This is a genomic window from Segatella copri (assembly GCF_024330485.1).
Classification (GTDB): domain Bacteria; phylum Bacteroidota; class Bacteroidia; order Bacteroidales; family Bacteroidaceae; genus Prevotella; species Prevotella copri_L.
Genome location: NZ_JANDWX010000048.1, coordinates 1 through 16,188 on the forward strand (window position 1 = coordinate 1; position 16,188 = coordinate 16,188).

The window sequence follows — 16,188 nt, forward strand, 5'->3', positions numbered from 1 at the left end:
GATTTAAAATTATGTAACTTTGCAGCCGAAAAGGCTTCCCTGCTGGGGGCATGCCCCCAGCAGGGAGTGGGAATGAAAGTTAAGAACAAGCCTTGACACAGTTTAATTTACACCCCCTTTCCATTGGAATAAATGCTGCTAAAGTCTCATCATCAGCTTCATTCTTTGGATTTAATTGAAATACATCACGAATCCTTACCCATTTCCAATTAGTAGGAATAGTAAAAGGGATTTCTTCAGTTATATCCACGCACTTTTTCCCAATCTTCTCATAGTACCTGTTATCGTCACCACGAAAGATAACAGAATCGTTGAGGGCAGACTTCTTTAGCTTGCCCTCTTTTACTAAATTCTGCTTCTCTGTCTTTATTTGTTCGAGTAGTTCTTGGGCTGTACCTTCTTCGGCAATTTGTTGGACGAGTTTACCTTGAATTGCTTCTTGCAATACGGTCTTCTTTAATTTATCATAGATGTTTAGATTGAGACAATTCAATTTATCTGCTTCTGACTCATATTTAGCAATTAGAGACAAAAGCAAATTGTATCTTTCAACCAATCTAGTTTGTTCTGATAAAGGAGGAACAGGCACAAGTACTGCTTTTAGATATTCAAACGGGGGAATATTCTTAATAGCAGAACCGGCTCCTTTCATTTGTGCCTCATTTAAAAGCGTATAAGCAAAGTACATTTGCCAGTATTCTGCCATGCTCAAATCAAAAAGTGTAACCCTCATCAACGCTTGATTGATAATACCGATAGGAGCATCTAATGGCAGAAGATAGGTCTCACCGATTGTTCCTGCGCAGCTTACTATAATGTCATTTGGTTTGACTATAAAGCTTTGCATTGCTTCAAACTTTTCTTTGCTGATATAATAATCACCAAGACGAAAGTCTTTTTGTATTGCATTCTTCTGCTCATAAACTTTGACACTTTGATTGCTTTTAGCTACAAACATAGATTTTGTTAAGCTACTTCCAAAAGGTCCTTTTCTATACAAAGCCAAGTCATTGAGCCTACACCATTCCCATCCCTTTGGTATCTCAAACGGTACTTCCTCATCAATGCATTTCACCTCTCCCGTAGCAAGTATCTTCTCATAATAGGAATTATCCTCACCACGGTAGATAATAGATGCGTTCTTATCACGCTTGATTTTCTTCTCCTTAATCAAGCGTTCTTTCTCTTGACGAATCTTATCAAGCAAAACGCTTGCAGGTTCGTCATTAGGGTCTTGCGGTACAAGTTTTCCCTGTATCGCCCATTGTAATATGCTATTCTTTAATTGCTTTCCGTTCATTATAATTTTCTATAGTTAGAAATCATTGTCCTTATTTTTCTGCTTCAAGAAGAACTGATAAAGTTTCTTGCCTATTTTATCTTTGGCAAATGTCCGCTCATGCTCAATAGGTATGGTAGATAGCCTTATCTTAGCCACGCCTTTTTTCAACAACTCAAATTGTTGTGGACTTATCTTGAATTGAGCTGTAGAACTGATTTCTGTCACTGGAAGGACTATATTGCCAGAGACAATACCTGCCGTTTCAGAACTGCTACCAATCTGAGAACCATAAAGTTTAATAACTTCACCATCGAATGTTTTCAACAACATGGTTGATTCTTTCAGGAAATTCAGTCTGTATGACTTTACGGTTGCGATAATGTAATATGCCGTATCTTGCTTTGCAACGCTATATTTCATGTTACATCCCTCGGCAGCCAAAGGTCGATATGTATATCCAACCGTTTGTGCATTTATATTGATACTGCACATAGTCAGTACAATAGACAAAATGATTTGTATTCCAATATTACTTTTCATAATTATGCTATAAAATTGAAATGTCCTTATTTTATTGTTGTTACTCAGCTTCGTCCAACAATTTGTCAAGTTGCGCTTGCAGTTCTTCACGCTTTGGCAAATAGAGTTGGTAACGTGCTACAAACAATTGATTGGTTATACCCTCCAAGGCATACTCCATCAAAAGTTCATCTTTTCTTGCTCCCAAAACTATGCCAATGGGTGGATTATCGTCAGGTTGACATACTTCTGTTTTGAAATAGTTCAAGTAGAGGTTCATCTGCCCAATATCACCATGCTTTATCTCTGCTCGCTTCAAATCAATCAACACATAGCATTTCAAGATACAGTGGTAGAATACCAAATCCACCTTGAACTGTCGGCTTCCTATCTGCATGGAGTATTGCCTGCCCACAAATGCAAAACCACGTCCCATTTCCAAAAGAAACTGCTCCATGTGGTCTTTAAGAGCCTTTTCCAAGTCACTCTCCTTATAGCGTTTCTGTTTGGGAAGTCCTGCAAATTCAAGCACGAAAGGGTCACGGATGATGTCTTGCGGAGTTTGTACTTGATGCCCCTCGTTTGCCAATGCAAGAACTCCTGCCTTGTCTGTGCTTAGTGCAAGTCGCTGAAACAGACAACTTTTCATCTGCCTTTTCAGTTCTCGAACTTTCCAGCCTTCCTTAATACATTCATTAAAATAGAACTTCATTTCGAGAGAATTATCACACTTTAGTAGTTCATAGTAATGGCTCCATGTCAATTTTGGGGACGCTGTCCCCAAAATTGGAAAAGCCAAATAGAACTTACGCATATAAGTGAGATTAGTACGGTTGAACCCCTTGCCATTTCTAATAGTCAAATCTTTTGAAAGATTCATGAGCAAATGTTTTCCATACTCTGCTCTATCTTTACCTTTAAGCTCAAACTCCACAATGTATTTACCTGTCTGCCAGTTTGCTTCAAGCAATTCTGTATTGACAGCATTGACCGCTTTTGACTTCGCCTCACCCCATAGTGCGGTTATGTTGTCTATCAACTTCTGATAGGCAGCATCATTTATGTTTGTCAAACCTTTATTCTCCATGCCAATCTTTTAGATTTGTGGAACACCGTCCCACATTTTACAATTCGTCCACATTTATATTTATCCCCAAGATACGCTGTATCTCAGCCAATGTCTTATCAATCTCATGATCAAGAGCCTTGCGCTTCTTGAAATAGTCGGCAAGCAGTTCGGCAGGAGGCAAAATCTCCTCATCCTCTTTTGGGAACTTACATAAGTCGAAGTTGCAATCAGAATCAATCAACTCTTGTACAGGATAGCAGCGTGATTTCTCATCTCCATCGGCAATGATAATCTCCTTGCGGTCGTTCCACCATTCACGGATAGGATCGCAATGCTCCGACTTCATCGATTTTGTCTTGGAAAAATGCTTGTACCCCTCTGGCATATCCAAACGGTAGAACCACGTTTCCTTTGTAGAATAACCTTCTGGAGCACCATCCGCACTGGTATTGTCGAAGAACAAAATGTTCGTGGCAATCGAAGTGTAAGGTGCAAAGATACTGCCAGGCAAACGGATAATGGTGTGCAAGTTGAAATCCCTGAGCAACTTTGTCTTAATGGCAATCTTTGTGTTATCTGCTCCAAAAAGGAAACCATCAGGAACAATGACAGCAGCACGGCCATTTTTCTTCAAGCGATACATGATAAGCACCATGAAGAGGTCAGCAGTCTCGCTACTGCGCATATCAGAAGGAAAGTGAGATTTCACGTCGGCCTTTTCATTACCTCCGTATGGTGGATTCATCAAAACAACATCAAACTTGTCTCCATCTGTATAGTTGAGTACATCTTTTGTAAGCGAATTATCGTGATATACCAATGGCGTGTCAATACCATGCAGTAACAGGTTTGTCACACATAGCATATACGGGAATTGTTTCTTTTCTATGCCAAATACAGACTGATTGTACTCTTTGCGGTCTTCGGCAGTCTTTACCTTTTTGTCCAATTCACCCAACCAACTTGTGATGAAACCTCCTGTACCACAAGCGAAGTCTGCCATTTTCTCACCAATCTGCGGATTGACGATTTCTGCCATAAATTCTGTTAAGGCTCTTGGGGTATAGAACTCACCAGAGGAACCAGCCGACTGCATTTCTTTAAGGATAGTCTCGTATATCTCACCGAAAGCATGACTCTCTTCATAGTCACCAAGGTTCAGTCCGTCAATCACGTTCAGCACCTGGCGGAGCTGAACACCATCTTTCATATATTGGTTGGCATCCTCAAATGTGGTCTTTACTATTGCCTGACGAATTGGGGTGTCAGGTGTAACCTCTATGTTTTTGAGTTCAACAAACAAGGTGTTGTTGACAAACGAAAGCAGCTCGTCACCTGTCAAGGCATTGCCGCTTCCATCATCATGTGCCCAGTTGCGCCAACGGCATTCTTCTGGAATAATTGACTTGTAATCATCATCGTCCAACTCCCAATCATTCTCTTTCTCGTCATAGACTTTCAAGAACAGCATCCACGCCATTTGTTCTATGCGTTGCGCATCACCGTTGATACCGGCATCATTGCGCATGATATTGCGTACTCGTTTTACGAAATTAGATAAACTCATTTTATATTGTTTCTTTTTATGCTATATTATATATTGATTGCTCCAACTCTTTTACGGCCTTCAGATACTCTCTCTTGCCACCGAAGAACTTTACTATATTTGCCTTAGAGCCCAATCGGCGGAAAGGATCGTTTTCAAGCACAGTGAGACTTTCAAGTTCAGAAATGCCTTCTTCCATGTACTTCTCCAGCAAATTCTCAAGTACCAGCCGTGCCTGCTCACCATACTTGGTAAATATATCACGCTTTTTCACTTGCTCAGCACGTTCCCGCCTCGTCAGGGTCTTCTTTCCGTATGCGATATGGCAGATGAAATCAAAATCATCCACATTGCTCATTTCCTGTGAAGTTTTTAATTCTGCAAGATCTATGCCTCTTTCTTTCAGCATATCAGCAATGTCTGACTTTTTCTTTATTTCATTCCATTTGGAGGTAAATGTATCAATGGTAGCAAACGAATCAAGGATATTCTTCTTCGTGTAGTCGGTAATACTCTCCGTGCGAAGCAGCTTGCCATCGGCATCGTAAACGGACACTACCTTATTGACAACCATTACCTGGCAGCCATCTTTATCTACAAGAGGCTTTGGACGAGTGATAGGATCACCAACTATTGGCGGTGTATCATCTACAGGCAGAACTGGAGTTTTTGCCTCTCTGGACTTTATAGGATAATCGGGATCCATCTCGATAGGTCCGTCCCAATCTGGGTCAGCAAACAAGCGTGTTACATTTCGAAAGTCCATCACCGTGAAATTGGTCTTTCCCTCATTCTCACGAAGACGGGTTCCGCGTCCTATAATCTGCTTAAACTCCGTCATGGAACCAATCTGTTGGTCAAGCACTATCAGCTTTACCATCTTGCAATCCACACCGGTAGAAAGCAGTTTGCTGGTCGTTGCAATGACTGGATATTCCGAAGATACTGAAATAAAGTAATCCAACTTGCTTTTACCATACTCATCGCTACCTGTTATGCGAACCACATAGTCAGGATTTTTCTTGCACATATCAGCATTGGCATTGGTCAATGCCAGACGCATACGCTCCGCATGTGTTTCATCAGCACAGAACACTATGGTCTTAGCCATGCGGTCAGTGCTTTTCAGATAGTTGGTTATCTCTTGCGCAACTTCCCTTATACGGTCTTCTATAATAATGTTATAATCATAGTCACTGTTGTTATAAATGCGGTCTTCTATCTCGTTGCCGTATATATCCTTTTGTCCCTTTGTCGGTCTCCACTCATCGCCAATGTTGGTTGTGATGTTGATTACCTTGAAAGGAGCTAGGAAACCGTCCTCAATTCCGTTTTTAAGACTATATGTATATATAGGCTCACCAAAGTAGCCAATACTTGACTGGTACTTTGTTTCTTTTGGTGTTGCTGTCATACCTATATGAGTAGCCGAAGAAAAGTATTCCAAGATGTTTCGCCAGTTGCTATCATCCTTTGCGCTACCTCTATGACACTCATCAACGATAACAAGATCAAAATAGTCTGGATTAGGAAACAACTCCTTATAGTTTTTGGCATCATTCTGTCCAATCAACTGTTGATAGAGTGCAAAGAACACTTGATAAGACCCCAATTCTTCCAAGTGGTTCTTGTCTTTTGAGTAGTCTATCTTGTGCGTTACCTTTTCTAATGGTTTGAAGTCTTGCTGTATGGATTGATCAACCAATATATTGCGGTCTGCAAGATACAACACTTTCTTCTTCAAACCACTTTTAAGTAAACGCCATACAATCTGAAATGCAGTATATGTCTTGCCAGTGCCAGTTGCCATGACAAGGAGCACACGGTTTTGTCCTCTCGCAATAGCATTGACAGTGCGGTTTACTGCATTGCGCTGATAATATCGTGGCGGGAATATATTCTGACCAGTGCAAAAAGGCTGCTTTATGATAGCCAGCTCTTGTTCGTTAAGTCCGTTTCCATCGTTAGCCTCATTTTTATATCTTTCGATAAGTTCTTCTTTTGTTGGAAATTCGTCCATAGCAAAAGTGCGTTCCTTGCCTGTCAAGAAGTCATGTTCGGCAAACCCTTCACCATTTGAACTGTATGCAAATTTCACATCAAGCATTTGGGCATAGGTCATGGCTTGTTGCAATCCATGTGAAACAGAATGATTGGCATCCTTTGCTTCTACAATAGCAATGGGTGTTGCCTTATTTGCATAAAGTACATAGTCGGCAAACTTCGGTTTCTCTCTATGCACAAGATTACCATGAAGGCTAATTTTACCGTCAGTAAATTTAACCTTCTGTTCCATGAATATACTATCCTTTGACCATCCCTTGCTTGTGATGGCTTCGTTGATATAGCGGAACTTGACATCCTCTTCTGTTAAATCTTTGCTTATGCCCATATTCAAATAATATTTTATTATCAGAAGTTCTACAACATACTTGCCAAGATATCTTTTATCTTATCTTGTTTTGTTTCATAAATTCACTGAATTTAGCTGCAAATATACATTAAATTATGCGATAATCATTATAAATTAAGCTATTTTATGTAAATTATTCCAATATAGCGATTGTTATTTCGTGTAGTTATTGTATCTTTACTGCTGAGAAGAGTTGTTTGACAGCAAACGTATGCATATTGCAGAAATTGGGACTGTTGCCAAATCATTATCTCTATTGAGGTAAAAGACTCATAATTCGTTCATTTTAAACTATTTAGCAGATTTCAGCGTGTTTTTTTGAGAAAAACACAGAAAGTATTGAGCAAAAAAGCATTTTTTCGGTTCAATGCTTGGGGATTTCAATCTTTATTCATAACTTCGCCATCGATGCGGAAGAAATTACGTCCCGACGTAGCATCTGATACATCGCGACGTAACAACAACTGCGTCACGACGCAGCATCAGATACGTCGCGACGAAAATGAGGGTACTAATTCTCACTATAACAATATATGGCAATTCCCGGCGCTTTTCCGAGAATTGCCATACGTACTTTTACGCTGAGTATCAACCATTTGCACATACAATATGGCAATATAGCAATTAAAACAACGCATTCAAACTTTTTTTTTATTTTTTCTTCACCAGTCTAATGACATATCCAGACCAAAGGCACCATACGGCAAGTATTCCCATCACGAAGATAAATATATATGTAGCAATACTACCTATGAAGATTCTACCGCTATGAGCCTCCAGAGCCACATTCCATAATGACATGGGCAGTTGGTTCATATAAGCGGGTTGTGGCGCAAAGTCGGTTCCTTCATTATACTCAGCAATGACAGGCGTATCAGAGAAATCCTGGCTCATACCTGCTATCGCCTTTTTTCCGAATGGTGCGCCACCGTTCTTTAAAGCAGCTTTCCCGGTAGAATAATCAATGGTTGTCCCCTTTACTCTATCCCAAACAAAGAGACCACTAAACGAACCGCAATACCATTTGCCATCTTTGCTTTGCTGAAGGACATTCAATCCCATAACACTGACTGGTGGAGTATTGGAGATGGACTCCAATTTTCCGGTCTGGAAATTCACGGAAAAGAAACCATCCGAAGTTGACAAGAGCCAGTCACCGAACTTTTCATCATAACGCACCACACGGAGTTTGTCATTCCAAGGGTTCTTGCTATGAAGCGTCGTCCCAGGAATAGACGGCATCTTGTTCAACACCAAGGCTATCATCACAGGTGGACGAAGGCACCAACCTGTCAGGGCTATCAACAAAGTAAGCATGATGGTATATCGGCCTATTTTGTCATGCCATTGTAGCGAAAAGCGAAGCAACCTCTTCTGTTTAGGCTTTAACCAGAAGATAAGACCTGAGATGCAGAGCAACACCAGGATTATGGCAATGCCATCTACGATGAGTTTACCTATGCTGCCAAACAACTCTCCACTGTGAAGCAGCCATATCGTACGAAAGACTGTAACCTTCCCATCATACTCCTTTGGCATAGGCAATTCTATCCGTTGGAAGTTCTGATAAGGTGGCAAGGAAACATAAGCATAGGAGCGGCTGAGAACCAAAAGCGTATCTCCATGAGCAGAAATGTCGCTCAACTTCTCTTCCGGCTCTGTCGGAAGAGTTACGCTTTTCCATATTTTGTGACTCCCCAACCGGTAAAGTGCAAATGGAGATACCGACCAGACAGAACCATCATCCGTTCTGATAACATTTCTTATCTGTCGGCAGTCTGCTCCTGCTGGAATCCCCTTATTAAAGTCCTTGAATGTGGATGCTGTAGAATCCGTTTGCCAGATTCCCCCGTTTCCATACAGCAATATGGCATCATCCAAAGCAAGCGTTCCTCTCAGCAACCCGCCATTCCAATTCTTGAATTCATAGCGGCTTGGCAGATATTTTCTGCTCACGTCCACATCTTTGATAAGCGAACGGTGGTTGAGCAAAATACCCGACAAGCAGAACATCAGTATGAAAAAACTCATACCGATGCCTAACCATTTATGTTGTTTTCTCCAAGTTATTTTCTTATTTAGCATATTCATAATCATTATTACTATCTTGAATCAGGCTGCAAAGGTACATATTTCTAAGAAGGTATGCAATACCTAAAAATAATGATAATGAGGATGCTATTACAGCCATTGCACTAAGAGTTTGGTTAGCATGTTTAAGGCAAGAACTCATAAAATGCTCATTTTAAGCTATTTGGAATCTTTAGTATGATTTTTTCCTTAAAAAATTTGGTAGTTTCAAATTTTCGCCTTATCTTTGCACCCAATATCAGAAAATTCTCGGGGTTGACTGGATTTGACGGCGAGATGAAATGGTACGTAAGCATGCGGAGGCTCGTTGGCTACCTCCTTAATCCTAGTGAACAAAAAATTAATTGGCGAAAATAACTACGCTCTCGCTGCCTAGTCGAAGTATAGTAAACTAGCTTTATTCCAGCACAGGGTGCTGGAACGAGACATCGCTCAACGGATGTTGTTCCGAATCTTGTTGATCAAGCGGTGCAGGTAAATCGGAAATAGTTCATGTACGCCTCGTTGCATGGATGAAATTTTAGAGGATAAGGGTATGATTGGTGGTCCAGGTCCTGTCATGCCTCGAAAACCGAAGGCTGGAATAAGCATGTAGAAAGCGTATGGTTTCCTTGTGCGGACGAGGGTTCGAATCCCTCCAGCTCCACCCATAAACGCCTGTAATTTTGAATATTACAGGCGTTTTTTATTTAATTGATTGGTTCTCAGCACTTTGCATAGTTTTAGATGTTACGAGAATGAGCTTTGCAAATCTGAGAATTGCTTTAAAACACTGCGAAAAATGTAAAAAATGTGCATTTTATGCACTAGTTTTATGCAGTAAATCTCATTTATTCATTCTCGTTTGCCAAAATACATAGCTATATGGCAAATCGTATTATCTTAAACCTCCGATTTACTACGGAGAAGGGAATGGGTCTTTCCTTAAAGGCCACTGTAAAAGGCACTTCTAAGGCTAATTACAAGAAAGTGCAAGGACTTAGAAACCCAGATTATTCATACTGGGATAACAAGAGTCAGTGTTTTAACCAGCCATCTTTGGACGCAATACATAACAATAAGGTATTGCAAGAGATGCGAGATCATTACCAGAAATTGTTAGATACTGGCAAGATCCAGGATGGTAAGCAGCTGTTTTCAGACAACCCATTGGAAGAGCGTCAAGAGAAACCGAGCGTATTAACATTGGGAGCATATCTTCAGAGATTGATAGATAGTATGAAGTCTGAGAAGGTGCAGATGCCATCCAAGAACTACCAGTGCTATATCACACTTCTTCATAAGTTGGAACTGGAGAAAAATGTGATTGAGGTGCCATTGAAAGATGTGGATGATACCCAGTTTATGAAGTTTAGCAACTTTGTTTTAAATGAACTGAACGGTGTGAATTACATGGGGCTTATGAAAAAGTTTCATGCCACAATTGTTAAGGCAAGAAAAGAAAAGCTAACAGTTCATGTATTGGACTACCCATACCGTGAGAAGGCTCCCAGAAACATCATAAAGGCCGCTGAGAAGGCTCAAAATGGTGTTGACATATTAACTGTCAAGCAATACAAAAAATTCGTTGAGATGGACTTAAATGAGGTTCCTCATGGAAATAAGATGCAGGTTAAGTACATGGAACTGTACAGGGACTTTTGTGTCTTTATATATGAGATGAAAATGAGACCATGTGATGTTGTCAAACTGAATGTTTCAGATATTAAGGGGAATAACATCATATATTGGGCCACCAAAAAGAAGAACTATATAAATGAAAGTTCGTCTTTTGTTGTGGCACCATTAACAAAGACCTCAAAGGCTATCATAGAAAAGTATCGTGGAAAGTCTTCAAAGGGGTATGTGTTTCCATTTGCCATGAACGAATATGACTGGGATTTCAAAGATGCAGCTAGTTTTAACAAATGGAACAACAGAAAGCAAGCAACCCAGGAAAGAATCAATGTGTTCTTAAGAAAGGTTGCAGACATCTTTGGTGTAAGCAAACTCACAATATATACATTCAGACATTCTACATTTACACATAAGATTATGTCTGGTGCCAACCTCATGCAGTTGGCAAAAGAAGGTGGAACATCAGTGTCTATGCTGGAACATCATTATTTCAATCATATCAAACATTAATACAAACAAGCCCTGGAGAGTCATAAACGGACCCCCCAGGGCTTGTTTTATTTGTCGCTTAAATACTCTAGCCAAGCGAACCTTTTACGTTCTTTATTATACTTTAGATAGCATTGGTTTGAATATGCTTCACGTTCAAACGATATGTTTCTGTAAGCATTTCCACGCTTAAACAGTCGTACAATCCATTCAATGACATACCATAGATAGAAAAACACGTACAGCATTTCTTTCATTTGCTTTGTATGTATTGCCTCATGGTTAAAGTCTACATCTGTCATTTTCAAGCCTTTTCTCACAAACAAGACTCCAAACAGATTGATACATTTAAATCCCTTCACAGGCAATATATTATTATATATAACCATCATACTTGCCACTCGTTTCTATACGGATCAAAATCAGTTCTAAAATCAGCCATTTGCCAGTCTGTAATAGGCATCTTATTCGCATCAACCTTACGTGGTATTTGTGGATTCAAGCGCAATCTGGAGGCATCCTGGAGCCATTTAATGCTGTTGTTATAGTCATTTACTCTCACTTCGCTAATATTATTTGGAGATATTAGCTTATGAAGCTCATAAAGTGCAAGCTGGACCATGTGACGCTTAATATTGTAATTTCTTGGGTCATTGTACGTTATGTTAACGTTTTTCTTTGGCTCATCTGCGTTTGGACTGATTACTGGATGATATACAGAATCGTTATATACTACATACTCATTGTCTGCAACTTGATATGTGTCCAATGAGCTTTCATAGTTACCAATCATACCCCAATTATCAGAATCCATAGGGTTAACAAGTGCGTCATAACTATTCAGATTCATAAGTGTGAAGTACTTACCGTCATACTTTACAACATCCCACAAATTGTACTCAATTGCGTTCCAATCATACACTTCAACGTGTTCCCAGGCGTTAATTCCTGGTATTCTTATATTGTCGAAGTCAAAGCCGTTATCTTCAACACACTCATATAGAACATTGTTGAATACTACAAAATCTTCTGGATGATACGTCTTCATCTGAGAATACTGTTGAACTGAATTTAAGTCAATCATCTTATCGCTCTCTTCCCAGTACACTGTTGATGATGGTGCCTTATATCCGTTAATAGACTTGATAACTTCACAGATTTTCCCATCAAAATAGAAGTGAGAACCAATAGGATAGGTAATTCTTCTATCGTAATCTATTATATATTTACCTTTTGCGAGTTCTTTTTCTATCTCAAAGTTCTCAGACAGGTAATCAATTAATGAAGCCTCGGCAGCTTGCTCTGCTGGTATGAATTTATCATCATTCTCACGAGTAAGCTGGTTCAGTGCCTCTTCTGTGATTATACCAAGATAATCACTTTTGTTAAGAAATCTTCTATACATATTAATATTCAAATGTGTTATACACTGGAGCTGTATATGTTTCAATTGTTATCTTCTGGTTCTGGAATTTTCTCCATGATTCATTTAGGAAGTAAACAAGTACATAGTCAAGAATATCTGACAAGTGGCCATATTTCTCTTCCTTTCCACCAGTTTTTGGATTTAATACCTTCTGTTTACATTTTGTACCGTCTCCATTCTTACGCTGATAGATCATGTCTTCTGTAAACTTTCTGCATCTCAGATCGGCATAGAAGTGCCATCCATCATATCCATTAAAGATCGCATTCACAAACTCCAAACGAGTAAGTTGTGGTGGTTGTTTCTGCAATAGCTTGACACGTGGCCTAAGAACAGCATTGTTCATGTTGCTCGTTATAATAGTATAGTTATTGGTACCCTCTTCTGTTTGTGTTGAACGAGACAGTCCAGCAGGGTCTCCTGTTACTATCATACCACCGACATGTTGTGAAGCCAGTCGTTTATCACGTATTTTTCTGGCAAGTGCTGGAGTATTGTTCTCCTTTGCTTCTGGTTTACCAAGGTTTTCTTCCAGGAGATAGATTTCCTTCTTTTCGTAATCTATCTGGAATTCCATTTCACTCATATAAGGTGCTACATTGAAGTCCCATCCAGATATGATAGGCTTAAGCGGATTGTATTTCTTTTCACGCAATCCTTCGACAAGATGCACTTCTCCATTGAAAGAGTTGTATGCGGCCATAATATTTGACTCTACGAAATCCCAGTTTCCATAAAGAAGTCGCTCACGTGTTGCACGGTCCGTAATCTTATTTAATGCAGCTACGTATGTTTGTACGAAACTTACATCTGGGTTGTCGAATACGGAGAAAGGCACGTATGCTTCTCCTTCTCTACACAATACTGGATTTCCTTCATCATCTTGAACAAATCTGCTTCTTACCCAGTTTATACATGGGTTAGTTGACATAAGCATTCTGGATGTCTTGAACGTATCTACAACATTCCATCGTAAACGTGAGAACAGTACTTCGATTGCCTTTTCTGAAATCTCAGATACCTCATCAATAAATGCGATCGTGTACTCAGAAGAACCAAATCGTTCAAAGTTAGGGTCTGAAGGCAGGTCCACCATTTCTTGCATGATTATTACAGAATCATTCCAGAATGTCAATGTTCCTTCTATATTATTAATCTTATAGTTCTCACCCTCTATTAGCCCCCATTGCTTACATACTTTTTTGATTGTATTGAATGTTGAACCCTTAAGAGATTTGAGTGTCTTACGAGCCACAACAGCACGAATATCAGAAAATCTCATGCAGCTACTTACAAGCCAACAACTTCCAAGATAGCTCTTTCCACCTCCAGCGGCACCACCGCCTAAAATAAGTTGTGGAAGATCCTCTGAACCACATTGTTCACAGTACGGCTTGTATATAATGTTTCCTTTTACATCATGTCCCATTGCCTTTTGTTTAATGTGTCCACCACAATGAGGACAATAGTCTGGCTGTAAAAGTTTCCATAATTCATATTGTTTTGAAGAAGGGGCAAAATTAATCTTTAAATTTCTTGGAGCCTTTAATCCTGTTGCCATATATTTTATAATTAATATAAACAAAATGTGGCCGACTTATCACAAGCCAGCCACATTCCTATCTTAAAAAATGGAAGATATGATTTGAGTAAAGAAGTTCATGTTATTGTTGAGCCTCGTTGTAAATCTTCTCTGCTACTGCCCAAATCTCATCTGGCATCTCTTGTTCAGAAAGTGCCTCACATGATTGGGTCATATAACGAAGCTCTTCTGTAGAGAAATCAACAACCAATGGGGTTTCAATGTCCTTGTGAACATCCCACTCGATCTTGTTCTCTTCTGGTTTCTCTACAATGGAATAATCCTTTTTGTCTTGTTCCGTGATAGCAATCTTGTCAATAATTGACTTCTTCAAGTGAAAACCAATGAAGTTGTTCTTGCTTGGGAACAAAGACGGAATCAATAATCTATCTTTAATATGAAGTTCCATAAACTTATCCTTTTTCGTTTTTATTAAAGAATAGGGATAAGGTTTACTCAATAGTTTCTATTCAAATGTTATTTTCTCTTAATTTCTATCAAAATTTGTTCACCTTTACGGTTTGCTTCAATCAACTTTTCATACAGGTTCCCAAATGTCTTGGTAGAATAAAGCACCTGGCCTACAGCTTTATTCTCTCCAACAAGAATGCAGCCAGACGTATCTGACGGTCTGTTTCCGATATGAATAAGTACACCTTCATATCCTGGAACATCCTTCAAACGTGGAAGCTTGCCATTACAGAAAGCGTACTGGGAACGAGACTTGAATCTAGGTGACTGTTCGTTAATGGTAACGTTGTATGTTCCTGTTGGTATTGCTGTTTCGTTTTTAACCTTGATTTTCTTGATTTCATCCAACGACATGGTGGAATCAAGTTTTCTGTCATAATCTTCAAGTGTATCACAAAAGAACTTACCATCCAGATACATTCTACCGATGGTATAGTTCTTTTTAAATGCAAATCTTTCTACAGTAATTTTCATCTTAATTCTATATAATCTGCGTATTTGATAGTAACGTATGGATTATCTGAAACAATAGCCTGTTTAACTCCCTTGCACCCCCAGGTCCACCAAAGAAATTTATGCTTCGGAACCTTATGTAATACCTGGGTGATTGTAATAGGTACGTTGACGGTGGCCTTTAATGTATCGTTTCGTATAACACCATCAAATGCAATATATTCATTGTGCATTTCAACCTTTTGGTATGGCACATATAATGTATCTACCATTTCAGTCTCGTGTGTTACAGGAGCGGTTACTGGTGCCTCTACTTTATATACCTGCTTACTTACAGCCTTAACGTTCTTAAGTTTAATTTTCAAATCCTCAATTGTTTTTAAATCATTCTCTGAGCATTTGCGATATTCATCTACTGTAAGTGTTAAGGATTGAATTTGTACAGCCTGGCTGGTAGAGTCTTTTCTAAGCTGTTCCATACCAATTGTTAAGGCATGTGTATTGCTCATGTACAAATTTCGCTCATCCTTTAAAGAACGGTACGAGTTGAATTGCCATACAATCACCGCAACCAATGAAAGTATAATGGATGCAACAGCGATTTCTGATTTATACTTACTTACCATCTGACGAAACCATTTGTATTGACTGTTTAGGTATAAACCACTCATTGTGGTCCTGGAACTCGTGCATAAACTTCACCCACATTCCCTTGTCAGTCACAGACATGACTTCACCTTCGCTTCCAGCCAATGCAGACAAGTGAATCTCGTCAAGTGCATTTGAAGGAATAACTTTTACTTGTTTACCAATCATCTTGATTTATCTTTTAATACTTCTTTTAGATCGTTTCGGATTTCACGTATATCATCACTCATTGTTGAAAATTGCTTGACTGTAGCTTCAAACACACTTTTATCCAACTTAATGGCATCTATTTTTTGATATTGTTGATCCATCCTGGAATCAATTTGTTTATATTGAACTTCCAGCTCATCTATACGCTGGGTATTCATCTCGTGTTGTACGTAAAGACCCACCAAAAAGATGAATATTCCAGTTATCATCTTGGCGTTGTCAATAAAGAATTTTTGCATCGTATTAATTACATACTAAAGTTTCGCAAGTGAAAATTCACAAGCGTGATTTAACGTAATTTTGGAATAAAAAAGGCTCTGAAGTTTGTATAACTCACAGAAAATGAGTATCTTTACAATCGCTAAACAATAA

Annotated in this window: 14 protein-coding genes and 1 other RNA gene; 2 read left to right on the forward strand and 13 right to left on the reverse strand. The window is 39.2% G+C overall.

Annotated elements, in window-relative coordinates; genetic code table 11:
* Positions 1–79: 79 nt before the first annotated feature.
* The 6 genes from NNC77_RS15320 to NNC77_RS15345 all read right to left on the reverse strand — a co-directional run bounded on the left by NNC77_RS15320 (position 80) and on the right by NNC77_RS15345 (position 8,926).
* Positions 80–1,300: a restriction endonuclease subunit S gene (locus NNC77_RS15320; RefSeq protein ID WP_254969952.1), complete on the reverse strand. Its 1,221-nt coding sequence runs from the start codon at positions 1,298–1,300 to the stop codon at positions 80–82.
* 15 nt (positions 1,301–1,315) lie between these two features.
* The gene (locus NNC77_RS15325) at positions 1,316–1,822 is read right to left on the reverse strand and encodes a hypothetical protein (protein ID WP_217745702.1); all 507 of its coding nucleotides are present in this window, start codon (positions 1,820–1,822) and stop codon (positions 1,316–1,318) included.
* Between the two features lie 40 nt (positions 1,823–1,862).
* Complete coding sequence (locus NNC77_RS15330) at positions 1,863–2,888, reverse strand: PDDEXK nuclease domain-containing protein (protein ID WP_217745701.1); 1,026 nt, start codon at positions 2,886–2,888, stop codon at positions 1,863–1,865.
* 37 nt (positions 2,889–2,925) lie between these two features.
* On the reverse strand, positions 2,926–4,437 hold the full coding sequence (locus tag NNC77_RS15335) for an N-6 DNA methylase (RefSeq protein WP_234563525.1): 1,512 nt from the start codon (positions 4,435–4,437) through the stop codon (positions 2,926–2,928).
* 16 nt (positions 4,438–4,453) lie between these two features.
* Positions 4,454–6,808 (reverse strand): EcoAI/FtnUII family type I restriction enzme subunit R, encoded by a 2,355-nt coding sequence (gene hsdR / locus NNC77_RS15340; RefSeq protein WP_119236957.1) that lies wholly within the window; start codon positions 6,806–6,808, stop codon positions 4,454–4,456.
* Positions 6,809–7,480: 672 nt separating this feature from the next.
* A complete protein-coding gene (locus tag NNC77_RS15345; RefSeq protein ID WP_233339702.1) occupies positions 7,481–8,926 on the reverse strand; it encodes a PepSY domain-containing protein in 1,446 nt (481 codons plus the stop codon).
* Positions 8,927–9,171: 245 nt separating this feature from the next.
* Here NNC77_RS15345 and ssrA point away from each other — a divergent pair.
* Both ssrA and NNC77_RS15355 read left to right on the forward strand, forming a co-directional pair.
* Positions 9,172–9,569, forward strand: a transfer-messenger RNA (tmRNA) gene (gene ssrA, locus NNC77_RS15350).
* Positions 9,570–9,784: 215 nt separating this feature from the next.
* Entirely contained in the window at positions 9,785–11,047 is a 1,263-nt protein-coding gene (locus tag NNC77_RS15355; RefSeq protein WP_254969953.1) for a hypothetical protein, read from the forward strand.
* A 367-nt stretch (positions 11,048–11,414) separates the two neighbouring features.
* Here the strand turns inward: NNC77_RS15355 and NNC77_RS15365 are convergent, their stop codons facing one another.
* The 7 genes from NNC77_RS15365 to NNC77_RS15395 form a co-directional block, all read right to left on the reverse strand.
* A complete protein-coding gene (locus tag NNC77_RS15365) occupies positions 11,415–12,431 on the reverse strand; it encodes a DUF1320 domain-containing protein (protein ID WP_254969955.1) in 1,017 nt (338 codons plus the stop codon).
* A gap of 1 nt (position 12,432) precedes the next feature.
* Positions 12,433–14,013: a phage terminase large subunit gene (locus tag NNC77_RS15370; protein WP_254969956.1), complete on the reverse strand. Its 1,581-nt coding sequence runs from the start codon at positions 14,011–14,013 to the stop codon at positions 12,433–12,435.
* Between the two features lie 103 nt (positions 14,014–14,116).
* Positions 14,117–14,443, reverse strand: coding sequence for an RNA-binding protein (locus tag NNC77_RS15375; protein WP_254969957.1), 327 nt, complete (start codon positions 14,441–14,443; stop codon positions 14,117–14,119).
* Positions 14,444–14,511: 68 nt separating this feature from the next.
* The gene (locus NNC77_RS15380) at positions 14,512–14,979 is read right to left on the reverse strand and encodes a DUF5675 family protein (protein ID WP_254969958.1); all 468 of its coding nucleotides are present in this window, start codon (positions 14,977–14,979) and stop codon (positions 14,512–14,514) included.
* Positions 14,976–15,584 (reverse strand): DUF6549 family protein, encoded by a 609-nt coding sequence (locus NNC77_RS15385; RefSeq protein WP_254969959.1) that lies wholly within the window; start codon positions 15,582–15,584, stop codon positions 14,976–14,978. Before NNC77_RS15385 ends, NNC77_RS15380 begins: the two co-directional genes overlap by 4 nt.
* Positions 15,574–15,774, reverse strand: a complete 201-nt coding sequence (locus NNC77_RS15390) for a hypothetical protein (protein ID WP_254969960.1) — start codon at positions 15,772–15,774, stop codon at positions 15,574–15,576. Before NNC77_RS15390 ends, NNC77_RS15385 begins: the two co-directional genes overlap by 11 nt.
* On the reverse strand, positions 15,771–16,055 hold the full coding sequence (locus NNC77_RS15395) for a DUF7365 family protein (RefSeq protein ID WP_254969961.1): 285 nt from the start codon (positions 16,053–16,055) through the stop codon (positions 15,771–15,773). The genes NNC77_RS15390 and NNC77_RS15395 overlap by 4 nt, the downstream gene beginning before the upstream one ends.
* Between the last annotated feature and the right edge of the window lie 133 nt (positions 16,056–16,188).

Excerpts from the sequence above, each read along its gene's own strand:
- NNC77_RS15320 (WP_254969952.1), bottom strand. The coding sequence starts at position 1,300 with ATGAACGGAAAGCAATTAAAGAATAGCATATTACAATGGGCGATACAG.
- NNC77_RS15325 (WP_217745702.1), bottom strand. The coding sequence starts at position 1,822 with ATGAAAAGTAATATTGGAATACAAATCATTTTGTCTATTGTACTGACT.
- NNC77_RS15330 (WP_217745701.1), bottom strand. The coding sequence starts at position 2,888 with ATGGAGAATAAAGGTTTGACAAACATAAATGATGCTGCCTATCAGAAG.
- NNC77_RS15335 (WP_234563525.1), bottom strand. The coding sequence starts at position 4,437 with ATGAGTTTATCTAATTTCGTAAAACGAGTACGCAATATCATGCGCAAT.
- hsdR (WP_119236957.1), bottom strand. The coding sequence starts at position 6,808 with ATGGGCATAAGCAAAGATTTAACAGAAGAGGATGTCAAGTTCCGCTAT.
- NNC77_RS15345 (WP_233339702.1), bottom strand. The coding sequence starts at position 8,926 with ATGATTATGAATATGCTAAATAAGAAAATAACTTGGAGAAAACAACAT.
- NNC77_RS15355 (WP_254969953.1), top strand. The coding sequence starts at position 9,785 with ATGGCAAATCGTATTATCTTAAACCTCCGATTTACTACGGAGAAGGGA.
- NNC77_RS15365 (WP_254969955.1), bottom strand. The coding sequence starts at position 12,431 with ATGTATAGAAGATTTCTTAACAAAAGTGATTATCTTGGTATAATCACA.
- NNC77_RS15370 (WP_254969956.1), bottom strand. The coding sequence starts at position 14,013 with ATGGCAACAGGATTAAAGGCTCCAAGAAATTTAAAGATTAATTTTGCC.
- NNC77_RS15375 (WP_254969957.1), bottom strand. The coding sequence starts at position 14,443 with ATGGAACTTCATATTAAAGATAGATTATTGATTCCGTCTTTGTTCCCA.
- NNC77_RS15380 (WP_254969958.1), bottom strand. The coding sequence starts at position 14,979 with ATGAAAATTACTGTAGAAAGATTTGCATTTAAAAAGAACTATACCATC.
- NNC77_RS15385 (WP_254969959.1), bottom strand. The coding sequence starts at position 15,584 with ATGGTAAGTAAGTATAAATCAGAAATCGCTGTTGCATCCATTATACTT.
- NNC77_RS15390 (WP_254969960.1), bottom strand. The coding sequence starts at position 15,774 with ATGATTGGTAAACAAGTAAAAGTTATTCCTTCAAATGCACTTGACGAG.
- NNC77_RS15395 (WP_254969961.1), bottom strand. The coding sequence starts at position 16,055 with ATGCAAAAATTCTTTATTGACAACGCCAAGATGATAACTGGAATATTC.